At 63.0% G+C, this 19,477-nt stretch carries 21 protein-coding genes; 7 read left to right on the top strand and 14 right to left on the bottom strand.

The features are described from left to right. Positions 1-66 precede the first annotated feature (66 nt). From SJH88_RS04910 to SJH88_RS04900, 3 genes are all read right to left on the bottom strand, one after another. Complete coding sequence (locus SJH88_RS04910) at positions 67-1,851, bottom strand: methyl-accepting chemotaxis protein (protein WP_274753759.1); 1,785 nt, start codon at positions 1,849-1,851, stop codon at positions 67-69. Between the two features lie 133 nt (positions 1,852-1,984). Further along, positions 1,985-2,515 (bottom strand): inorganic diphosphatase, encoded by a 531-nt coding sequence (gene ppa, locus SJH88_RS04905; protein ID WP_042413367.1) that lies wholly within the window; start codon positions 2,513-2,515, stop codon positions 1,985-1,987. 120 nt (positions 2,516-2,635) lie between these two features. Continuing rightward, the gene (locus SJH88_RS04900) at positions 2,636-3,166 is read right to left on the bottom strand and encodes an Mpo1 family 2-hydroxy fatty acid dioxygenase (protein WP_274753758.1); all 531 of its coding nucleotides are present in this window, start codon (positions 3,164-3,166) and stop codon (positions 2,636-2,638) included. Positions 3,167-3,441: 275 nt separating this feature from the next. On the opposite strand from SJH88_RS04900, the gene SJH88_RS04895 reads away from it, so the two are divergent. The 6 genes from SJH88_RS04895 (at position 3,442) to SJH88_RS04870 (ending at position 7,721) form a co-directional block, all read left to right on the top strand. Further along, positions 3,442-4,050, top strand: coding sequence for a DUF2889 domain-containing protein (locus SJH88_RS04895; protein WP_274753757.1), 609 nt, complete (start codon positions 3,442-3,444; stop codon positions 4,048-4,050). Between the two features lie 26 nt (positions 4,051-4,076). Further along, positions 4,077-5,213: a GTP 3',8-cyclase MoaA gene (gene moaA, locus SJH88_RS04890; protein WP_239223359.1), complete on the top strand. Its 1,137-nt coding sequence runs from the start codon at positions 4,077-4,079 to the stop codon at positions 5,211-5,213. Positions 5,214-5,226: 13 nt separating this feature from the next. Continuing rightward, the gene (mobA, locus tag SJH88_RS04885) at positions 5,227-5,886 is read left to right on the top strand and encodes a molybdenum cofactor guanylyltransferase MobA (protein ID WP_274753756.1); all 660 of its coding nucleotides are present in this window, start codon (positions 5,227-5,229) and stop codon (positions 5,884-5,886) included. A gap of 548 nt (positions 5,887-6,434) precedes the next feature. Further along, positions 6,435-6,758 (top strand): thioredoxin family protein, encoded by a 324-nt coding sequence (locus SJH88_RS04880; protein ID WP_045266519.1) that lies wholly within the window; start codon positions 6,435-6,437, stop codon positions 6,756-6,758. Positions 6,759-6,921: 163 nt separating this feature from the next. Next, positions 6,922-7,134 (top strand): hypothetical protein, encoded by a 213-nt coding sequence (locus SJH88_RS04875; RefSeq protein WP_042413400.1) that lies wholly within the window; start codon positions 6,922-6,924, stop codon positions 7,132-7,134. Beyond that, positions 7,131-7,721 carry a cell division protein ZapA gene (locus SJH88_RS04870; RefSeq protein ID WP_274753755.1) on the top strand — a complete coding sequence of 197 codons (591 nt, stop codon included), beginning with the start codon at positions 7,131-7,133 and terminating at the stop codon, positions 7,719-7,721. Before SJH88_RS04875 ends, SJH88_RS04870 begins: the two co-directional genes overlap by 4 nt. Before the next feature lie 330 nt (positions 7,722-8,051). Here SJH88_RS04870 and SJH88_RS04865 read toward each other — a convergent pair whose 3' ends face one another. Together SJH88_RS04865 and hemN are read right to left on the bottom strand one after the other, a co-directional pair. Next, the gene (locus SJH88_RS04865) at positions 8,052-8,771 is read right to left on the bottom strand and encodes a sulfite exporter TauE/SafE family protein (RefSeq protein ID WP_274753754.1); all 720 of its coding nucleotides are present in this window, start codon (positions 8,769-8,771) and stop codon (positions 8,052-8,054) included. 5 nt (positions 8,772-8,776) lie between these two features. Continuing rightward, positions 8,777-10,156: an oxygen-independent coproporphyrinogen III oxidase gene (hemN, locus tag SJH88_RS04860; protein ID WP_274753753.1), complete on the bottom strand. Its 1,380-nt coding sequence runs from the start codon at positions 10,154-10,156 to the stop codon at positions 8,777-8,779. A gap of 205 nt (positions 10,157-10,361) precedes the next feature. On the opposite strand from hemN, the gene fnr reads away from it, so the two are divergent. Then, entirely contained in the window at positions 10,362-11,087 is a 726-nt protein-coding gene (gene fnr, locus SJH88_RS04855) for a fumarate/nitrate reduction transcriptional regulator Fnr (protein WP_274753752.1), read from the top strand. Between the two features lie 69 nt (positions 11,088-11,156). Here the strand turns inward: fnr and SJH88_RS04850 are convergent, their stop codons facing one another. From SJH88_RS04850 to SJH88_RS04810, 9 genes are all read right to left on the bottom strand, one after another. Beyond that, positions 11,157-11,462 carry a hypothetical protein gene (locus SJH88_RS04850; RefSeq protein WP_274753751.1) on the bottom strand — a complete coding sequence of 102 codons (306 nt, stop codon included), beginning with the start codon at positions 11,460-11,462 and terminating at the stop codon, positions 11,157-11,159. 245 nt (positions 11,463-11,707) lie between these two features. Then, entirely contained in the window at positions 11,708-11,995 is a 288-nt protein-coding gene (locus SJH88_RS04845) for a FixH family protein (protein ID WP_042413412.1), read from the bottom strand. A gap of 75 nt (positions 11,996-12,070) precedes the next feature. Then, the gene (ccoG, locus tag SJH88_RS04840) at positions 12,071-13,501 is read right to left on the bottom strand and encodes a cytochrome c oxidase accessory protein CcoG (RefSeq protein WP_183301374.1); all 1,431 of its coding nucleotides are present in this window, start codon (positions 13,499-13,501) and stop codon (positions 12,071-12,073) included. Positions 13,502-13,572: 71 nt separating this feature from the next. Beyond that, positions 13,573-14,487: a cytochrome-c oxidase, cbb3-type subunit III gene (gene ccoP, locus SJH88_RS04835; protein ID WP_045266514.1), complete on the bottom strand. Its 915-nt coding sequence runs from the start codon at positions 14,485-14,487 to the stop codon at positions 13,573-13,575. Positions 14,488-14,514: 27 nt separating this feature from the next. Then, positions 14,515-14,652: a cbb3-type cytochrome oxidase subunit 3 gene (locus SJH88_RS04830; RefSeq protein WP_081770684.1), complete on the bottom strand. Its 138-nt coding sequence runs from the start codon at positions 14,650-14,652 to the stop codon at positions 14,515-14,517. Between the two features lie 13 nt (positions 14,653-14,665). After that, a complete protein-coding gene (gene ccoO / locus SJH88_RS04825) occupies positions 14,666-15,298 on the bottom strand; it encodes a cytochrome-c oxidase, cbb3-type subunit II (RefSeq protein ID WP_043382217.1) in 633 nt (210 codons plus the stop codon). A gap of 16 nt (positions 15,299-15,314) precedes the next feature. Next, positions 15,315-16,754, bottom strand: a complete 1,440-nt coding sequence (gene ccoN / locus SJH88_RS04820; RefSeq protein WP_274753750.1) for a cytochrome-c oxidase, cbb3-type subunit I — start codon at positions 16,752-16,754, stop codon at positions 15,315-15,317. A gap of 64 nt (positions 16,755-16,818) precedes the next feature. Further along, positions 16,819-16,956, bottom strand: a complete 138-nt coding sequence (gene ccoS, locus SJH88_RS04815; protein ID WP_042413423.1) for a cbb3-type cytochrome oxidase assembly protein CcoS — start codon at positions 16,954-16,956, stop codon at positions 16,819-16,821. A 12-nt stretch (positions 16,957-16,968) separates the two neighbouring features. Further along, positions 16,969-19,377, bottom strand: a complete 2,409-nt coding sequence (locus SJH88_RS04810) for a heavy metal translocating P-type ATPase (protein WP_274753749.1) — start codon at positions 19,375-19,377, stop codon at positions 16,969-16,971. Between the last annotated feature and the right edge of the window lie 100 nt (positions 19,378-19,477).

Genomic DNA, 19,477 nt, shown 5'->3' with positions numbered 1-19,477 from the left:
GGCCAATCCCCCAAGGCAGAAGGCTTGGCGATGGCGGCCTACCCAGCACGCCACCCGGCATGTGCCTCAGAAGGACTCCCAGTCATCCTCACGCGCCGTGACGGCCAGGGCCGATTTGGCCGCTGGGACAGGCGCCGCGTCGGCCACGGCCCGGGTACGGCCTCCAGGTGCTGCGGGCGCAGCGGATGCAAGCGCCACCGAATCGGTCCGTGGCACGGCCTGCGCTGGCTGGGCGACCGGCCGTGCCGCGGTGTGCGACAGCACGGCGGCCTGCGCCGACTTGACCTTGAAGCTGGACACCGCATCCACCAACTGCTGGGCCTGGTGCTGCAGGCCCAGCGCGGCGGCCGCGCTTTCCTCGACCAGGGCGGCATTCTGCTGGGTCACCTGATCCATCTGCGCAATCGCATCACTCACCTGCCCCACGCCCTGGCTTTGCTCCTTGCTGGCGGCGCTGATCTCGCCCACCAGATCGGAGACATGGCGGATGGCCGTGACCACCTCCTGCATCGTGGCACCGGCCTCGGCCACCAGATGACTGCCCTGCCCCACGCGATCCACGCTTTCGGTGATCAGCAACTTGATTTCCTTGGCCGCGTCGGCGCTGCGGCCCGCCAGGGCGCGCACCTCACCGGCGACCACAGCAAAGCCGCGGCCCTGCTCGCCCGCGCGGGCGGCTTCCACCGCCGCATTCAGCGCCAGGATATTGGTCTGGAAGGCGATGCCGTCGATCACGCCGATGATGTCGGCAATCTTCTGGCTGCTGGCATCAATGCCTTTCATCGTGTCCACCACCCGCGCCACGACATCACCGCCACGGGCGGCGACCTGCGAGGCGTTCATGGCCAGCTGGTTGGCCTGGGCCGCGCTGTCCGCGTTGTGCCGCACGGTGGAAGACATCTGCTCCATGGACGCTGCCGTCTGCTGCAAGGCGCTGGCCTGTTCCTCGGTGCGGCCGGACAGGTCGGCATTGCCCGAGGCGATCTGCTCGCTCGAGCTCAGCACGCCCTGGGCATTGGTGCGCACATGGCTGACCACCCGTTCCAGCTTGTCGCGCATGGACACCAGCTCCTGCAGCAGCACGCCCATTTCATCGCGTCCGCCGCGGGGAATGTCCTGGGTCAGATCGCCTTCGGCAATCTGCAAGGCCGCATGCACCGCCTGCTTCACCGGCACGGTCACCGTGCGGGTGATCCACCATCCCCAGACCAGGGCCACCGCGGCGCTCAGCCCCATGCCTAGCAGCACCCAGGTCACCGCAAACTGGTAGCTGCGCGCTGCCTCCTGGGCGGTCTGGTCGGCCTGCTCGCGGTTGACGCTGGACAGCTGGCCCAGCGCATCCAGCAGGTTCACGAATGCGGGCTCTGCCGTGCCCACGTAGAAGTTCGTCACGGCATCGCCCAGCAGCAGATCGCCTTCAGGCTGGCTGTAGTCCTTGTCGCGTGCCTGCTGCACAAAGCTGGCATGCGTCTGGGCATACTGGCCACGCAGTTGCTGGTAGCGCTCCCAGAGCTGCTGCTCCTGCGGCTGGCGCGCCAAGGATTCATAGCTGCGCTCATGCGCCTGGATCTCTTCCTGCACCCGCGTGATCTGGGCCACATAGCCGTCCACTTCGGCCACGCTGTTCACATTCAGGATGCCGGCTTCCGCACGGCGCAGGCGGCTCCACAGCTCGCGCAGGCTGCTGACATCGACCACGCTGGGCATGGCGTGCTGCACCACGGCCCGGGTGCTGGCATCCATCTGCCGCATCTGCCACAAAGAAATGCTGCCCAGCGCCAGCGTGAGCAAGGTGACCAGCGCAAACCCGGCCCCCAGCTTGGTGGCCATCCGCATATTTGCCAAAAACATCTCGTCTCCAAGTGGACGCGGGCCGAACAAGGGCAAAAAAAATGCAGACCCCGCCAAGGGTCTGCACATTAACAAACAATTACAAAGGTTTTTGTATTCCATTTGCGAAAACCAGGTTTCGCAAATGAAATTTTTAGGCCTTGTTGTAGTTGGCGATGCCGTCCACAATTTCCTTGTGGGCCTCGTCCACGCCCTTCCAACCCAGCACCTTCACCCACTTGCCCTTTTCCAGGTCCTTGTAGTGTTCGAAGAAGTGGGCGATCTGGTTCAGGGTCAGCTCGTGCACGTCGGCCAGGCTTTCGATCTTCTCGTAGGCAGGCAGGATCTTCTTGGTGGGCACGGCCAACACCTTGCCGTCCACGCCGCCTTCATCTTCCATGTGCAGGATGCCGATGGCACGGCAGGGCACGACCACGCCGGAGGGCAGCGGGAAGGGGGTCATCACCAGCACGTCCACGGGGTCACCGTCACCTGCCAGGGTCTGGGGCACATAGCCGTAGTTCACGGGGTAGTGCATGGCGGTGCCCATGAAACGGTCCACGAACACGCAGCCGGTTTCCTTGTCCACTTCGTACTTCACGGGATCGGAGTTGGCGGCGATCTCGATCACCACGTTGAAGGTTTCAGGGGCGTTCTTGCCGGGTGTCAGCTTTTCGAAGGACATGATGTTTGATCAGGTTGTGAAACAAAACCCCGCGAGGGGCAACCCGAGGATTTTAGAGGCATGCCCTTGCTGACTTCTTGCAGTGCGCTGGAATATCCGCGCCACCCGGCCTTGCGCCGCTCACAGTGAGGCGGGACGCGCGCCATGGCGCACCGGGCCGGAGCGCGCCTCGATAGCCTGCTGCACCTCCTTGCGCAGCCCCAGCGCAAAGCCCATTTCCGCCAGCACGAACAGCGGCCCGATCAGCAGGCCGACGATGTCGTCCATGAAGGCCGGCTTGCGCCCTTCCCAGTAATGGCCCACGAACTGGATGACCCAGCCCACCACAAACAGCCCCACGCCCCAACCCAGCCACAACACCGTGGTCTGCTGGGCCAGCCACACGCCCACGGACAACATGCCCCCCAGCACCACGGCCAGGGCGATGCCGTAGTGGGTGTCCAGCAGCATGTAGTACACCGAGGCGGCCAGGGCCGCCAGCACCGCAGGGCTGACGACCAGGCCGCTGTCCCCCCAGGCCCAGCCGGGGCGCGACAGCAGGATCACCACGGCGAACAGAATCATCGGCACGCCCACAAAATGCGTCAGGATGTTGCGCCCATCGCGGTGGTACTCCGCGTACTGTGCCAACTGGTCCACCAAGGTTTTCATCACGGCCTCCCGGGCAACGCTAAGACCCTTGCATGCTGGTGGAGGGGCCACGCGCTGTCTATACAGGGCTTGCCCTTAGAAAATTAGATAGCTGAATGCGCAGGCTGCATGGGCGCTACAGGCCTTTTTATCTCACAAGGCGTAGCCTGGGTGACTGCACGCTGGCGCCCAACTGCCGACAATCGCCACCACGTTGTGGCAGCGCGGCGGGGGATGCGGAGTGCCCAAGCCCCCCCTGGCCGGACACGCGCTGCTAGCCCCACCCCACCAAGCCTATGCCCCTTTCCACCCCCACGATTTCACGCACCCCCCAGCACATCCGCCAGGTCCACTACCGCAGCTTCGAGCGCGCAGACGGCCTGTGGGACATCGAAGGCGAGCTGCTGGACACCAAGGCCATCGACCTGCCGCGCCCCAATGGCAGCGGCGTGCGCAAGGCCGGTGACCCCATCCACCACATGCGGATCCGCGTCACCGTGGACACCCGATTGGTGGTGCAGGCCATCGAGGCCTCGCTGGAAGCGCACCCGGTGCAAGGCTGCCCCGGCGCCCTGGCCGGCATGCAGCGCATGGTGGGCTGCAGCATGGCGCGCGGCTGGCGCAAAGCGATTGACACGCACCTGGCCGGCATCGCGGGCTGCACCCACCTGCGCGAGCTGCTGAACAACATGGCGACCGCCGCGTTCCAGAGCATCGTGTCGGCCTTCAGCACCACGCCCGACCAGCCCCCGGCCTATCTGGGACGCTGCACGGGCTGGGACTTCCACGGCCCCGCCGTGCTCCAGTACTACCCCCAATTCGCCGGCTGGCGCCTGCCCGAAGGCAAGGGCCCGGCCCTGCCCCCCGCCACGGCTGTTACAAACCCCACAACCCCGCACGGCTGAACACCATCGGGCACAATCGCTGGCCTATGGTAGATCGCGTGATTCCCCTGGTCGAGCAACGGTATGGCCTGCTGCAGGCCCCCCTGAACGCCGCGCCGATTGTCCCCACCGGGCAATTGCAGGATAGCCGCGCGCGGCCGCTGCGCGACCTGCGCATCAGCGTCACCGACCGCTGCAACTTCCGCTGCGCGTACTGCATGCCCAAGGAAGTCTTCGGCAAGGACTACGCCTACCTGCCGCACAAGGCCCTGCTGAGCTTCGAGGAGATCACGCGGCTGGCCCGCCTCTTCACCCAGCACGGCGTGCGCAAGCTGCGCCTGACCGGCGGCGAACCCCTGCTGCGCAAGGACCTGGAGCGCCTGATCACCCAGCTGTCGGCCCTGCGCACACCCGAAGGCCAGGCCCTGGACATCACCCTCACCACCAACGGCTCGCTGCTGCGCCGCAAGGCCCAGTCCCTGAAGGACGCCGGCCTGCAGCGTGTCACGGTCAGCCTGGACGGTCTGGACGATGCCGTGTTCCGCCGCATGAACGATGTGGACTTCCCCGTCTCCGATGTGCTCGATGGCATCGAGGCCGCCCGCACGGCGGGGCTGTCGCACATCAAGGTCAACATGGTGGTCAAGCGCAGCACCAATGTGGACCAGATCCTGCCCATGGCGCGCCACTTCCGCGGCACGGGCGTGACGCTGCGCTTCATCGAATACATGGACGTGGGCGCCACCAACGGCTGGTGCATGGACGACGTGCTGCCCTCGGCCGACGTGGTGCGGCTGATCGATGCCGACATGCCCCTGGTGCCGCTGGAGCCCACGGCCGTCGGCGAGACCGCCCAACGCTGGGGCTACGCCGGGGCCGATGGCCGCCACGATCCCAGCCTGGGCGAGATCGGTGTCATCAGCAGCGTGACCCAGGCCTTTTGCGGCGACTGCAACCGCGCCCGCCTGTCCACCGAAGGCCGCCTGTACCTGTGCCTGTTCGCCAACCAGGGCTGGGACCTGCGCGAGCTGCTGCGCAACGCCTCCGACGATGCCACCATCAGCAATGCGATCGCCCACATCTGGGGCCAGCGTGATGACCGCTATTCGGAACTGCGCGCCAACCTGCCGCCCGACACCGCCGCCGGCCGCAAGCGGGTGGAAATGAGCTACATCGGTGGCTGATCGGCAAACGCCCATGGACTCCTGCCCTCCTCAAGCCCCAAGCGCCCTACTGCCTGCCGCGGACATCACCGGCATGGTGCTGGCCGGTGGCCGCGGCAGCCGCATGGGCGGCGTGGACAAGGGCCTGCAAGCCTTTCTCGGCCAGCCCCTGGCCCTGCACGCCCTGCAGCGCCTGCAACCCCAGGTGGGCGCGTGCATGCTCAATGCCAACCGCCACCTGGAGGTCTACCAGGGCTTCCATGTGCCGGTGCACTCCGATGTGCTGCCCGACTACGCCGGACCCCTGGCCGGTTTTCTGACCGGCCTGACGCACTGCACCACCCCCTGGATGCTGACCGTGCCCTGCGACAGCCCGCGCTTTCCGCGCGATCTGGCGGCGCGCATGGCCGCCACCGCCCTGCGCGAGCACGCCCAGATCGTGCTGGCCGCAGGCCCCGAAGCCGGGCGTGACGGGACGCTGCAGCTGCGCCCCCAGCCCGTGTTCGCCCTGCTGCACCGCAGCCTGCTACCCAGCCTGCAGGACTTTGTGCAGCAGGGGGGCCGCAAGATCGACGCCTGGACCGCACAGCATGCCCAGGCCCTGTGCCGCTTCGATGCGGCGGGCGACGACGTGCATGCCTTCGCCAATGCCAACACCCTGCAGGAACTGCGCCTGCTGGAAGACTCGGTCTAAGCCCTGGCACCCCTGCGCGGGCGATTACTGCCGCCCTGCGCACCTTTGCTCATCCGCCCCTGCCACCAGGACCATGCCGCCTTGCTTACGGCCCCAATGCACTGAGTGAGCACTGAGCACTGACCGTGGCCAGGCAGGGCCGACACCAAGCAGGCCGCACATGGCTCCCAACTTCATGCAGGCTTGACTGCCGGCCTAGCTCGCACGGCTTCGCACGTCTGCCAGGCCTCGACTCCGGCCCCGCTCTCTCATGCATCAAATCAGCCTGCAACGTAGATGCAGTAAGCGCCAACAGCTCTCAAAACTGCACTGACCACGAAACAGACCGGCTGTGCGCCCTCCGCACTGGCGCACAGCCCAGCGCCCTCCGCAAACCGATGCCGCCTGACCGCCGTATGCCAAGCGGCGGGCCGCTGCGATCCCGCCATCGCACCACCTCCAGGCGAATGCGCACCCAGGTGACAAGGACAAGCGCCCAGGGTTTGACGGCACCCGCCGCTTGCAGCGACGATGTGCGCTTTGCTGCCCCACCACCCTAGGAGTCCCGCATGCCTTTTGCCACCGCCTTCACCGATCCCGCCCCAGCGCCCGAGGACCTGGCCGACCTGCCGGGCACCGTCGCTGTGGAGTTTGGTGTCGACTGGTGCCCGCACTGCCAGGCCGCCCAGCCGTTTTTGCGCGAGGCGCTGCACGAACGCCGCGACATCACACACATCAAGATCGAAGATGGCCAGGGCCGCAAGCTGGGCCGCCACTTCAAGGTCAAGCTCTGGCCCACCCTGGTCGTGCTGCGCCACGGTCAGGAAATCGGCCGCGTCACCCGCCCGCAATCGGCCCAGGAAGTCGAAGAACAACTGCCTGTCGCCGTCTGACTGTCCCTGGCCACCGGGGCCACACAGGCATCTGTCGGACACGCGCAGAACCGCCTGCCCCGGACAATTGACAGCTTGATACAAGCAGGAAGCCCCAGACCGCTGCACTTGCGGTGAATTTGCCATCCACGGCCAAGGGGGCGTCCTACAATTGAGGCCATCCATGACGACACCATCCATTCTTGACCCCGTGGCCGAGCGCATCGAGCTTCTGCTGGAGAAGTACGAAGCGCTGCAACATGCCAACCGCCTGCTGAGCGCAGAGGTACATGCGCTGCAGCAAGAGCGCGACTCGCTGCGCTCACGCCTGAAGGCGGCACGCGCCCGGGTGGATGCGTTGATCGAACGCCTGCCTGCGAATCAAGAAGCGCCATGAGCCAGATCGAAATCCAGATCCTGCACCAGGACTACCTGCTCACCTGCCCAGACGGCCAGGAAAACCAGTTGCTGGAAGCCGTGGAACGCGTCGACCAGCAGTTCCAGCACATGCGCAACACCAGCAAGCTGCGCTCGCGCGAACGCGTGGGGGTGCTGCTGGCCGTGAACCTGGCCTACGAAAACCTGGAATTGCGCAAACAGTTGCAGGCCCTGCAGCAACAGCTGGCCGATGTGCAAGAACTGGGGGATGCCGGATTGCCCGACATCGCCGAACCCGATCCTTTGCTACTCGCGCTGCAGGCCCAGGCCGAACACGACGCCCACCTGGCCGCGCAGCTGCTGCACCGGCTGGACACGGCCCTGGCGCCGGCACCCGAGGCCGAACCTGACGCACCGTCCTACCCCGCACAACTGCAAGTCCAGGCCATGGCCGCAGCGCCGCAGGTTGCACAGGCTGAAATCGCCTTTCAAACCATCCCGGACAGCCTGCCGGTTGCAGCGACCTTGGACACCACCGCAAGCGCTGCCGATTTAGACAATGACATTCGCGTGGAATTGCCACCCGCCGGTTCACAAGCCCTGTAAAATCACAACCGTCTGCAATCCTCCGGGCTTTATATTGCCTTGAACCAATGCTCTGTGAGCACGGGCTTGATACATTGCCTAGCAAGCGTGATCGTCTCGCGTCAGATGAACCCAATGCTAGGTTGCTCTCGCCCACCTGAACCCCCGGTTCAGGTTGACGGCCCGGCGGCTTTGCAGACACCTTCACCGCCTTGACGCAGGCACCTCCCCCCAAAAAACCAACCGCATGCTTTGCCAGGCAGATTGAATTGGCGCCCGAGCAGGTTTGAGTCCACAGGTACAGTGCCCCCACAGCAGTCGCAACACGGCGCCGGAGGCGCCGTATGCCACCTAGCGGCACCACATGGCAGGGGTAAAGATCAAATCCATCCAGAGCGCCCACAGCGACACCGCCACCAGCATCAGACCGGCCACGCGTGTACCCCACTCTGCCCGCCAGCGGCGCACCCGCCCGCTGAGCCAGCGCCACGCGTACGGTGCCGACCACAGCCACAGCCCGCCCCCCACGGCAAACGCCACCATGCTGCCAGCCCCTGCTACAGCACCTCCACTCAGGGCGGCTACCAGCACGGCAGAGTAAAGCAGGCCGCATGGCATCAGCGCCCACCCGATGCCCGCCAGCAGCCCCCCGCCGGGCAACGCCAGCACCGGTTGGACCTTGGCCCAGGCCGCGCGACCTGCGCGCTCCAGCCATGCCGGCTGCTGCCCCTGGAACACCATGAGCAAGCCCCAGGCCAGAATCAGCAGATGCATCAGCACCCACACCGGGTGCAGCAAGGAGGTACGGTCAGAAAACCAGGCCACCTGCTCCATCGCCAGGGCAGCCACCGCTCCCAGCATGCCGTAGCCCAGCAAGCGCCCACTGTGGAATTGCAGGGCCGCCCAGCCAGGCACGCCGCGGGGCGCTGTTGCAGCGGCGCCGGCATGCAGGCGCACGGCATGGGCCTGCCCCTGGATGACGGCATGGCAGGGTGCGGCACACATGGCAAGACAATGGGGCCCACCCACGAGCCCCATGAAAAATGCCGTCCAAAGCAGAGAAAGCGCCATAGGGATCAGATGATCCGCGAAAACCTGGCCCGGTTGCGATCTGCCTGCAAATAACGGTCAAACACCAGGGCGACGCCGCGCACGAAGAACCAGCCCTTCTCGGTCACCTTGATGCAGTCGTCCTGGATTTCCACTAGGCCTTCTTCCTGCTGGCTTTCGAGTGCAGCGATTTCCGCCGCGAAATACTGCGGGAAGTCGATCAGCCATGCGTTGTTGATCGACTCGAAGAGCACCTCGCCCTGGCACATGATGGTCATGATCACAGCACGGCGGATCAAGTCATCGCGCGTCAGCGCCAGACCGCGCACCACGGGCAGGCGCCCCTGGTCCAGCAGGTCGTAATACTCTTCCAGCGTCTTGGCGTTCTGGCTGTAGGTGGCCCCCACGCGGCCGATCGCCGAAACCCCCAGCGCAATCAGATCGCAATCCGGCTGGGTGCTGTAACCCTGGAAGTTGCGATGCAAGCGCCCCTGGCGCTTGGCCACTGCCAGCGCATCCTCGGGCAAGGCAAAGTGGTCCATGCCCACATACACGTAGCCCGCGTCGATGAAACTCGCGATGGCCGCCGACAGCATGTTCACTTTGTCTGCCGCAGGCGGCAAGTCCTGCTGCAGGATGCGGCGCTGGGCCTTGAAACGCTCGGGCAAGTGGGCGTAGGCATACAAGGCAATACGGTCCGGGCGCAGTTGCGCCACCTGTTGCAGCGTGCGCGCAAACGATTGCGCATTCTGCTTGGGCAGGCCATAAATCAGGTCCACATTGATGGACTGGAATCCCAGTTCGCGCGCAGCGGCCACCAGATCAAACACCTGCTCGGCGGGCTGCTCGCGGTGCACGGCCTTTTGCACATCGGGATCGAAGTCCTGCACGCCGAAACTCAGGCGGTTGAAGCCAACTTCCTTGAGCACAGCCAGGCGCTCGCGCGTCACCGTGCGCGGGTCCACCTCGATGGAATACTCGCCAGCAGGATCAAAGGCGAAACGCTCGCGCAGCATCTGCCACAGCTCACGCAACTCGTCATCGGACAGGAACGTGGGCGTTCCTCCGCCGACATGGAACTGGCTGACCACCTGCCCCCGCCCGCAGTGCTGCAGGTGCAGATCGACCTCGCGCTCCAGATAGCGCATGTACGTGGCCGCACGCTCATGGTGCTTGGTCACGATCTTGTTGCACGCGCAGTAATAGCACAGCGATTCGCAAAACGGGATGTGCACATACAGCGACATCGGCTGCTTGGCAGCCGCAGCGACTTTGCGTTGCTTCAGAGCCAAGATATAGTCGCTATCACCAAACGCTTCCACAAACCTGTCTGCTGTGGGGTAAGAGGTATAGCGTGGACCAGGTACGTCGTAACGACGCAGGAGTTCGGGTGTGACGACAGTCATGAATCTTTTTTCCTTGATTGTTAGACTGTGCACCAATGGCCCGCAACCATCCTTGACGTGAATCAAGAGGTCTGCGATCAAGCAATGCCACAATTTTGACAAGCATCATTCACCGCAATCCCAGTTGTAACAGCTTCTTTTTTTACCGACTTTTAACGCACCGCGTGACCCGCAAGATCGCCTGCACCACGCCGCGTCCGAGTACATGACCCCTCCAACCATCAAAGTAACCTGTTCCAACTGCAACCTGCGCGAGCTGTGCATGCCCGCGGGGCTGAGTGAGCAGCAGTTGCAGCGCATCGACGAAATTGTGGCCACCCGCCGCAAGGTCAAGCGCGGCGGCACGCTGTTCCGCAACGGGGAGCCCTTCACATCGCTGTATGCCATCCGCACAGGCTTTTTCAAGACCTGCGTGGCTACCGAAGATGGTCGCGACCAGGTGACAGGCTTTCAGATGGCCGGCGAGATCATTGGTCTGGATGGCATCGTGCATGACCACCACACCTGCGATGCAGTGGCCCTGGAAGATGCCGAAGTGTGCGTGATGCCGTTTGACGGGCTGGAGGAGGTGTCGCGCGAAGTGACGGCCCTGCAGACCCACGTGCACAAGGTCATGAGCCGCGAGATCGTGCGCGAGCACGGCGTGATGCTGCTGCTGGGCAGCATGCGCGCTGAGGAACGCCTGGCGGCCTTCATCCTGAATCTGGTGCAGCGTCTGCACGCACGCGGCTTCTCGTCGTCGGAACTGGTGCTGCGCATGACGCGCGAAGAGATCGGCAGCTACCTGGGCCTGAAGCTGGAGACGGTCAGCCGCACTTTCTCGAAGTTCGTCGAAGAAGGTATGGTGGAGGTCAAACAACGCCACGTGCGCATTCTTGATACCGCCGCGCTGCAACGCCTGGTTAACAGCCACCAAGACTGCAACAAATAACCACTGCCGCTGCCTCAGAGCAGGTCCACGAAAAAAGCCTTCCTGCATCAACAGGAAGGCTTTTTTCATTCAAGCGTTGTTGGGATAGCAGGCTTGCAGCCGCTCGGGGTCGCCAAGCCCAGTCGACGGCGCCTGGGCTTGGGCATTGACCGCTGCGCTGGGCAGGGCCAGCACCATGGTCATCCAGCCGGCCACGGCGAAGACCGCCCAGAACGCAAAGAATGCCAGGGTGTAGATGGCCGTGCGCGACAGCTCCACCGTCTGCCCCATCCACAGCATGTCGTGCGGGTCAAACGCCGCAAAGACCAGCATCTCCATCACGCCGGCCGCCACAAAGGCCGGCCAGCCAATCCACATCCAGCGTCGTGTCCACATAAAAGCACTCCTTCGCAAGAGGTTGTACCTAAATTGTGTCCACAGCCGCTGAACCATGCTTGTGGGACAAACACTGAATAAAAAAACATAGCTGCCAGCGCTTGATTCCATTGAATTTCAAATAGTTTTCTATTTGAAACCTACTGATTACATGCGCCAGCAGCTATGTTTTAAGCCAATCCCCTCTGCGCGGTCATGCCCCCGTGCTGCCGAGAACAGCACAAACGGCCTGTCAGCGCGCCGCATCACTTGGGTGCCAGGTTGGGCAAATCGTCCGCAGGGGTGGCGGCGTGGTTGCGCACCGCGTGCGCAGGCGCATGGCTTTTGTCCGGGTTGCGCAATTGCTCGTTGATGTTCACGCCCTTCTGGTAATAGTCGGGGTCCACAACCGGATCCGCGCCACGCGTGGCAATGACCAAGGTGACAATGCCCGCCACCACCACGATGGCAGGACCTGCCAGCACCAGCCACACATGGCCGAACTTCCACCAGGGAGCGGTCGAGACTTCGGGCTTCATTTCAGCTTGAGACATCCTAGACTTTCTGAGAAATAAACAAACACCGCGCACAGTGCCCGAGGGGGCCGTGCGCCAGACCCGCATCCACGGTCAACGCGGCACCAGGAACACGGATTTTTCGGACACCCGGCCCTCACCGCTGCGCGCGTCGATGTCGAACACGATGTGGTGCGAGCCGGGCTCCGCCGCACCGTAGGGAATCTGCACCCGCACGGCCACGCCGCGCGTCTGGGCGGGCAGCACTTCGACCTCGCCCCCTTCGACCAGTTCGATCCCGTTGAGCCCATGCACCTGCACATGGTAGGTCTGGGTGGCCTCGGTGGCGTTCATGACCTGCAGCCGATAGACATTCTCCAGCTTGCCACCGGCCACGATCCGGGCCAGCGAGGCACGGTCGCGGATCACGTCCACCTTCAACGGCTCACGCAGCGCCATGCTCACCACCATCGCCACCGACAGACCGACTAGGACGGCCCCGTAAATCAGCACCCGGGGGCGGGCGATGCGCCGCAGGATCTGGGAGCGCTGCCAGCGCTGGGTGACGGCGTTTTGCGTCGTCAAGCGGATCAGGCCCCGCGGGTAATGCATGTTGTCCATCACGTTGTTGCACGCATCGATGCACAAGCCACAGCCGATGCACTCGTACTGCAGGCCGTTGCGGATGTCGATGCCCACCGGACAGACCTGGACGCAGAGCTTGCAGTCGATGCAGTCGCCCAGCCCCTGGGCCTTGTAATCCGCATCCTTCTTGCGCGGACCGCGTGCTTCGCCGCGCACGGTGTCATAGCTGACCACCAGCGTGTCCTTGTCAAACATCGCGCTCTGGAAGCGCGCGTAGGGGCACATGTACTTGCAGACCTGCTCGCGCATGTAGCCGGCATTGCCATAGGTGGCAAAACCGTAGAACAGCACCCAGAAGATCTGCCAGCCACCTTGCAAGGCCAGCAGTTCGCTGCCCAGCTCGCGGATGGGTACAAAGTAGCCCACGAAGGTGAAGCCCGTCCACAAGGCAAACACCACCCACAGCAACTGCTTGAGCGATTTTTTCCAGACCTTCTCCCAGGTCCAGCCGGCCTGGTCCAGACGGATGCGCGCACTGCGATCGCCTTCGACCTTGTGCTCGATCCACATGAAAATTTCCGTGTACACCGTCTGCGGGCAGGTGAAGCCGCACCACAGGCGCCCGGCCACGGCCGTGAACAGGAACAGGGCCAGCGCGCTGATGATCAGCAGCCCCGTGAGGTAAATGAAGTCCTGCGGGTACAGCACATAGCCGAACAGGTAAAAGCGCCGCGCGCCCAGATCGAACAGCACCATCTGGCGCTGCCCCCAATCCAGCCAGGGCAGGCCGTAGAACAGCAACTGCGTGGCCCACACCATCAGCCAGCGCCAGCGCATGAAGGTCCCGCTGATGGAGCGCGGATAGATTTTCTTATGCGCTTCGTAAAACGAGACAGATTTTTCCTGGCTTTCCGCTTTGATAGGAATGACTTTTTGCGGTTTCTTTTGCTCGGAACTCATGAATTACGCTCCCCTAATCGCACCAAATAAAAAGGCGGCACACAGTGCCGCCTTTGGGATCGCCACAACGATCAGTTAGCCGCTGCGGGCTTGTGCGACAAACCCCAGACATAGGCGGTCAGAACGTCGATCTGGGCAGGGGTCAGCTTCTTGTCCTGCGCAGGCATTTCGTTCATCTTGCCATTGTTGATCATGTCCACAATCGCCTGTTCACCCCAGCCGTGAAGCCAGATGTCATCGGTCAGGTTAGGCGCGCCGAGCATGGTGTTGCCCTTGCCGTCCATGCCGTGGCAGGCTGCGCAAGCGGTGAACTTGGACTTGCCCAGCGAAGCCTTCAGCGAGTCATGGGGACTGCCGGACAGGCTCAGGACATAGTGGGCCAGGTTGCGCACATCGTCGGGAGAACCCACGGCTTCGGCCTGGGGCGGCATCATGCCGATACGACCCTGGGTGATGGTTTGCTTGATGTTCTCAGGCGCGCCACCGTGCAGCCAATCGTTGTCGGCCAGGTTCGGGAAGCTCTTGCTGCCGCGGGCATCAGAGCCGTGGCATTGCGCGCAGTTGTTCATGAACAAACGCTCGCCGATGGCCATGGCCTGGCTGTCCTTGGACACATCTTCCGTGCTCATGGCCGTAAAGCGTGCATACATCGGCTCCAGCTCGGCCTTGGCTTTTTCCACCTCGGCTTCGTAGGCGCCCACCTGGCTCCATTGCAGCTTGCCGGCATAAGTACCCAGACCAGGGTAGGCCGTCAGATACAGCAGACCAAAGATGATGGTGATCACGAACATCCAGACCCACCAGCGTGGCATGGGGTTGTTCAATTCACGCAGGTCTTCGTCCCAGACGTGGCCGGTGGTGTTTTCCTCATCGGAAACCACCTTCTTGCGGGCGGTAATGACCAGGAGCACCAAGCAGCCGACGATGCCGGCTAAGGTAATGCCTGCGACATAGACCGACCAGAAATTGTTTATGAAATCGCTCATGGGATGTTCTCGTTCTGGTGGAGAGAATCAGTCTTGTTGGAAAGGCAGCTGCGCCGCCTCATCAAAGCGGGCCTGGTTACGGCGGGCATACGCCCACCACCAGATGCCTAGAAAACACGCCAGCGATGCCAACGTCGCAACAATGCGCATGGTGGTGATATCCATAACCCGCTCCTTCTTACTTCAGCGCAGTGCCCAGACCCTGCAGGTAAGCAATCAATGCTTCCATTTCGGTCTTGCCCTTGATCTGCTCCGCTGCACCGGCGATTTGCTCGTCGGTATAGGGAACACCCACTGTCCGCAGCGCAGACATGCGCTGGGCCACCACGGTGTGATCCACCAGGTTCTTTTGCAGCCATGGGTACTCGGGCATGTTGGACTCGGGCACCAGATCACGAGGGTTGTTCAAGTGGATACGGTGCCATTCATCGCTGTACTTGCCGCCCACGCGGTGCAGGTCAGGACCGGTACGCTTGGAGCCCCACTGGAAGGGGTGGTCGTACACGAACTCACCCGCCACCGAGTAGTGGCCGTAGCGCATGGTTTCTGCGCGGAAAGGACGGATCATCTGGGAGTGGCAGTTGTAGCAACCCTCACGCAGATAGACGTCGCGCCCCATCAGTTGCAGTGGAGGGTAGGGCTCCACGCCCTGCACCGCCTCGGTCGTCGACTTTTGGAAGAACAGGGGAACGATTTCCACCAGCCCCCCCACAGCCACCACCAGCAAGATCAAGACGATCATCAAGAAATTGCTGGTTTCCACTTTCTCGTGGGTGAAGCCACCAGAGGCCTTGTTGTTGTTTGCAGACATTTCAGACTCCTAGTACTCAGGCGTGGGCAGGATGCACTGCAGGCACAGCCACCTTCACGGCGCGGCCAGACGCAGCGGTCTTCAACACGTTCCAGGCCATGATCAACATGCCGACCAAGTACAGAAGGCCACCGATCGTACGAATCACATAGAAGGGATACGTCGCCTTCACGCTTTCCACAAAGGTGTAGGTCAAAGTACCGTCGGGATTCACAGCGCGCCACATCAGGCCCTGCATCACACCGGCAATCCACATCGCAGCGATGTACAGCACGATGCCGATGGTGGCCATCCAGAAGTGCAGCTCGATCGCCGACTTGGAGTGCATTTCCTTCTTGCCGAACAGGCGAGGAATCAGGTAGTACAGCGAACCCATGGTGATCAGACCCACCCAGCCCAGAGCACCGGAGTGCACGTGACCCACGGTCCAGTCGGTGTAGTGGCTCAGCGCATTCACGGTCTTGATGGACATCATCGGACCTTCGAACGTGGACATGCCGTAGAACGACAGGGACACGATCAGGAAACGCAGCACAGGGTCATCACGCAGTTTGTGCCAGGCGCCGGACAGGGTCATGATGCCGTTGATCATGCCGCCCCAGGACGGTGCCAGCAGAATCAGCGAGAACACCATACCAACCGACTGCGTCCAGTTGGGCAGTGCCGTGAAGTGCAGGTGGTGAGGGCCCGCCCACATGTAGGTGAAGATCAGTGCCCAGAAGTGCACGATCGACAGGCGGTAGGAGTACACCGGACGGCCCGCCTGCTTGGGAATGAAGTAGTACATCATGCCCAGGAAGCCTGCGGTTAGGAAGAAGCCCACCGCATTGTGGCCGTACCACCACTGGATCATGGCATCTTGCACGCCAGCATAGGCCGAGTAGCTCTTCATCAGGCCAGCAGGCACAGCAGCGCTGTTGACCACGTGCAGCAGTGCCACCGCGATGATGAAGGCGCCGAAGAACCAGTTGGCCACATAGATGTGCTTGACCTTGCGCGTACCGATCGTTCCGAAGAACACAATCGCGTAGGACACCCACACCAGGGTGATCAGGATGTCGATGGGCCATTCCAGCTCAGCGTATTCCTTGCCCGAGGTAAAGCCCAGTGGCAGAGAAATGGCTGCAGCCACAATCACCAGCTGCCAACCCCAGAAGGTGAAGGCTGCCAGCTTGGGCAGGAACAATGTGGTTTGGCAGGTACGCTGCACCACGTAGTAGCTCGTTGCGAACAAGGCGCATCCGCCGAACGCAAAAATCACCGCGTTTGTATGCAATGGACGCAGACGCCCAAAGCTAAGCCAAGAAATTCCGAAGTTGAGTTCGGGCCAAGCCAATTGGGCGGCGATAAAAACGCCGACCAACATGCCTACTACCCCCCACACGACGGCCATGATTGAAAACTGTCGCACTACGGTGTCGTTGTAGTGTGCAGCACTGGTTTTTAGAGAATCCATCGGGCACCTCTTAATATGCAGTCGAAAGTGTTCACTGTTATGGTCTGGGTGTTGTTGACAAACATCAATCGTCTCGAAGAATGCGTTCAGCCTCCTGCTCGACGCTCTCAAACTGCCCGCGGTAAATCGCCCACCACAGCCCCCCAGCGATCAGCAGCACCAGCACCACGGACAAGGGAATCAGCAAATACAGAATTTCCATGAAAACAACCGCCTAGGCCGTGGCCGGCATTGAGGGAGAAACCGGCGACACCTGCGGCGCAGCCGGCTGCAACGACACAGGCTTGGCCAGGCGCGCGGCATTCAGCACCACCAGCAGCGAGCTCAATGCCATGCCCAGGCCCGCAAGCCATGCGGGCATCCATCCCACCATGGCCAGCGGGATCGACAGTGCGTTGTACAAGGCCGAACCCAGCAGATTCTGGCGCACGATGCGCAGCGTCTTGCGCGCCAGCAAAACCGCCTGCCACACCAGCTCCAGGTTGTCGCTCAGCACCACAAAGTCCGAGCGCGCCTGCGCCAGAGGTACGGCACGCCCAAAAGCGAACGACACATTGGCCCCCGCCAGCACCGGTCCGTCGTTCAGGCCGTCTCCCACCATCGCAATATGCCGCCCATCCTCTTGCATTGCGCGGATATGTGCAAGCTTGGACTGTGGCGAGCACTCCGCCACAAAATCGCCAATCCCCACCTCCTGCGCGATCCGGGCCACAGCCTGCGGCCCATCGCCGGACAGCAGTTGCACATGCAGGCCACTGCGCTGCATCGCGGCGACGACAGCTGCGGCTTCTGCGCGCAGGCCTTCGCTCAACTCAAAGACAGCGAGCGGCGTCAATAAGGGTGACTGTGCCTCTTGTGCAAGATAGACAGCCTGCACGGCCTGCACCACCCCGGGAGCCCCGGCATAGGCGTGCGAGCCCAGGCGCACCCACATCGCAGGCTGCGCGGCACCGACGGGTTGCACACAGGCACGCAAGCCCTGCCCTGCCAGCTCTTCCACCTCCAGCACCTGCCACTTGTGCGCCCAGGCTTGACCAAAACTTGCCACAGCCCTGGAGACGGGGTGGCGTGATTGCAGCGCCACCGCGGCCGCCAGGCCCTGCAAGGCGCGCCCATCGCCAGCTGCACCCACCTCCATGCGCGCCACCTGCAGGCCATCACGCGTCAACGTGCCCGTCTTGTCGAAAACCAAGGTATCGGCCGTCGCCAGCGCTTCAATCCCCTGGAGGTTGCGCACCAAAATCCCATGGCGCGCCAGGGTCCCCGCTGCCGTGAGCATGGCCACGGGCGTCGCCAGCGAGAGGGCGCAGGGGCACGTCACGATCAGCACGGCCGCCGCGATCATCAGGGCATGCCCCGGATCGGTGGGCCACCAGTACACAGCGGACAGCAAGGCCAAGCCCAGGACCACCACCAGGAACGGCGCAGCCACCTTGTCGGCCAGTTGCGCCAAGCGCGGCTTTTGCGTGGAGGCGCTCTCCATCAACTCGACAATTTGGGCAAACTTGGTCTGCGCCCCGACGCAGTCAACGCGCAACTCGACCGGCGCAGTCAGGTTGTAGCTCCCGGCAATCACACGCTCGCCCTCGGCGCGCGACACGGGCCGCGACTCCCCGGTCAGCAAGGCCTCATCCGCCTGGGTGCGCCCCCGCACAATGACGCCGTCCACCGGAAAGGCCTCGCCCGGCAGAATGCGCAGCACATCCCCCGCGGCAATGCGGCGCAGCGCCACGCGCTCAAAACTGCCATCGGCCTGGCGCTGCTCGACACTGTCCGGCAAACGGTTCAGTACCGCATCCAAGGCCCCGGCGGTGCGATCACGCAGGCGCACTTCCAGCCAACGCCCGGCCAGCAAAAAGCTGACGAACATGGTCAGGGAGTCGTAGAACACCTCTTGACCAAAAATCCCTTCCGGCGCGAAGGTACCGATCGTGCTGACGATGAACGTGATGATCATGCCCAGCGCCACGGGCAAGTCCATGCTCACGCGCCGCCGACGAAGGTCCCGCCAGGCACCGCTGAAGAAGGGCCCACAGGCAAAAATCAGCATGGGAATGCAAATCACCCAGGAAGCCCAGCGCAGCAGACGCTCGAACTCCATCAACAAATCGCCGGGCTGCGCGTCGTAGGCCGGCCATGCGTACATCATGACCTGCATCATGCAAAAGGTGGCCAGCAACCAGCGCCACAAGGCCTTGCGGTGCTGTGCCAGCCGGATCTCGCGCGCCACCGCATCACGGGCAGGAAAAGCCTTGTACCCCGCCTTCTGCACCGCGGCCATCCATTGCGAAGGCAGCACCAGGGCTGGGCGCCACACCACGCGGGCACGCTTGGCGGCGGCGCTCACTTCGGCACGTTCCACGCCCGGCACGGCCCGCAGCGCATCTTCGATGGTCAGCGCGCAGGTCGCGCAGTACATGCCATCCAGGGCGATGTGCGAGTCCCAGACCTCCACATCCTGCGGCACGTAGGACTGGCCCGGCACAGCTGCCAGCGGCTTGCCAAAGCTGTCCCATTCCGCAGGATCGTCCAGCAAATGGAGTTCACCGACAACAGCAGGAAAGTCGCGACTGGGCGCCGTTTCTTCCGGTTCGGAAGCTGGCCGAGGATGCTCTTGGGACATGGTGCGAGAGTATCCATGAACACCCTTACACACATTGACTTACATCAAGGCCTAACCTGTGGCAAAAACTATGCTGGAAACTATCCACACGACAACTTGG

The sequence above is a fragment of the Comamonas sp. GCA5 genome (assembly GCF_036541385.1).
GTDB lineage: Bacteria > Pseudomonadota > Gammaproteobacteria > Burkholderiales > Burkholderiaceae_C > Comamonas > Comamonas aquatica.
The sequence above is the reverse complement of the archived record's forward strand: the minus strand, read 5'-3'. Positions and strand labels throughout refer to the sequence as shown.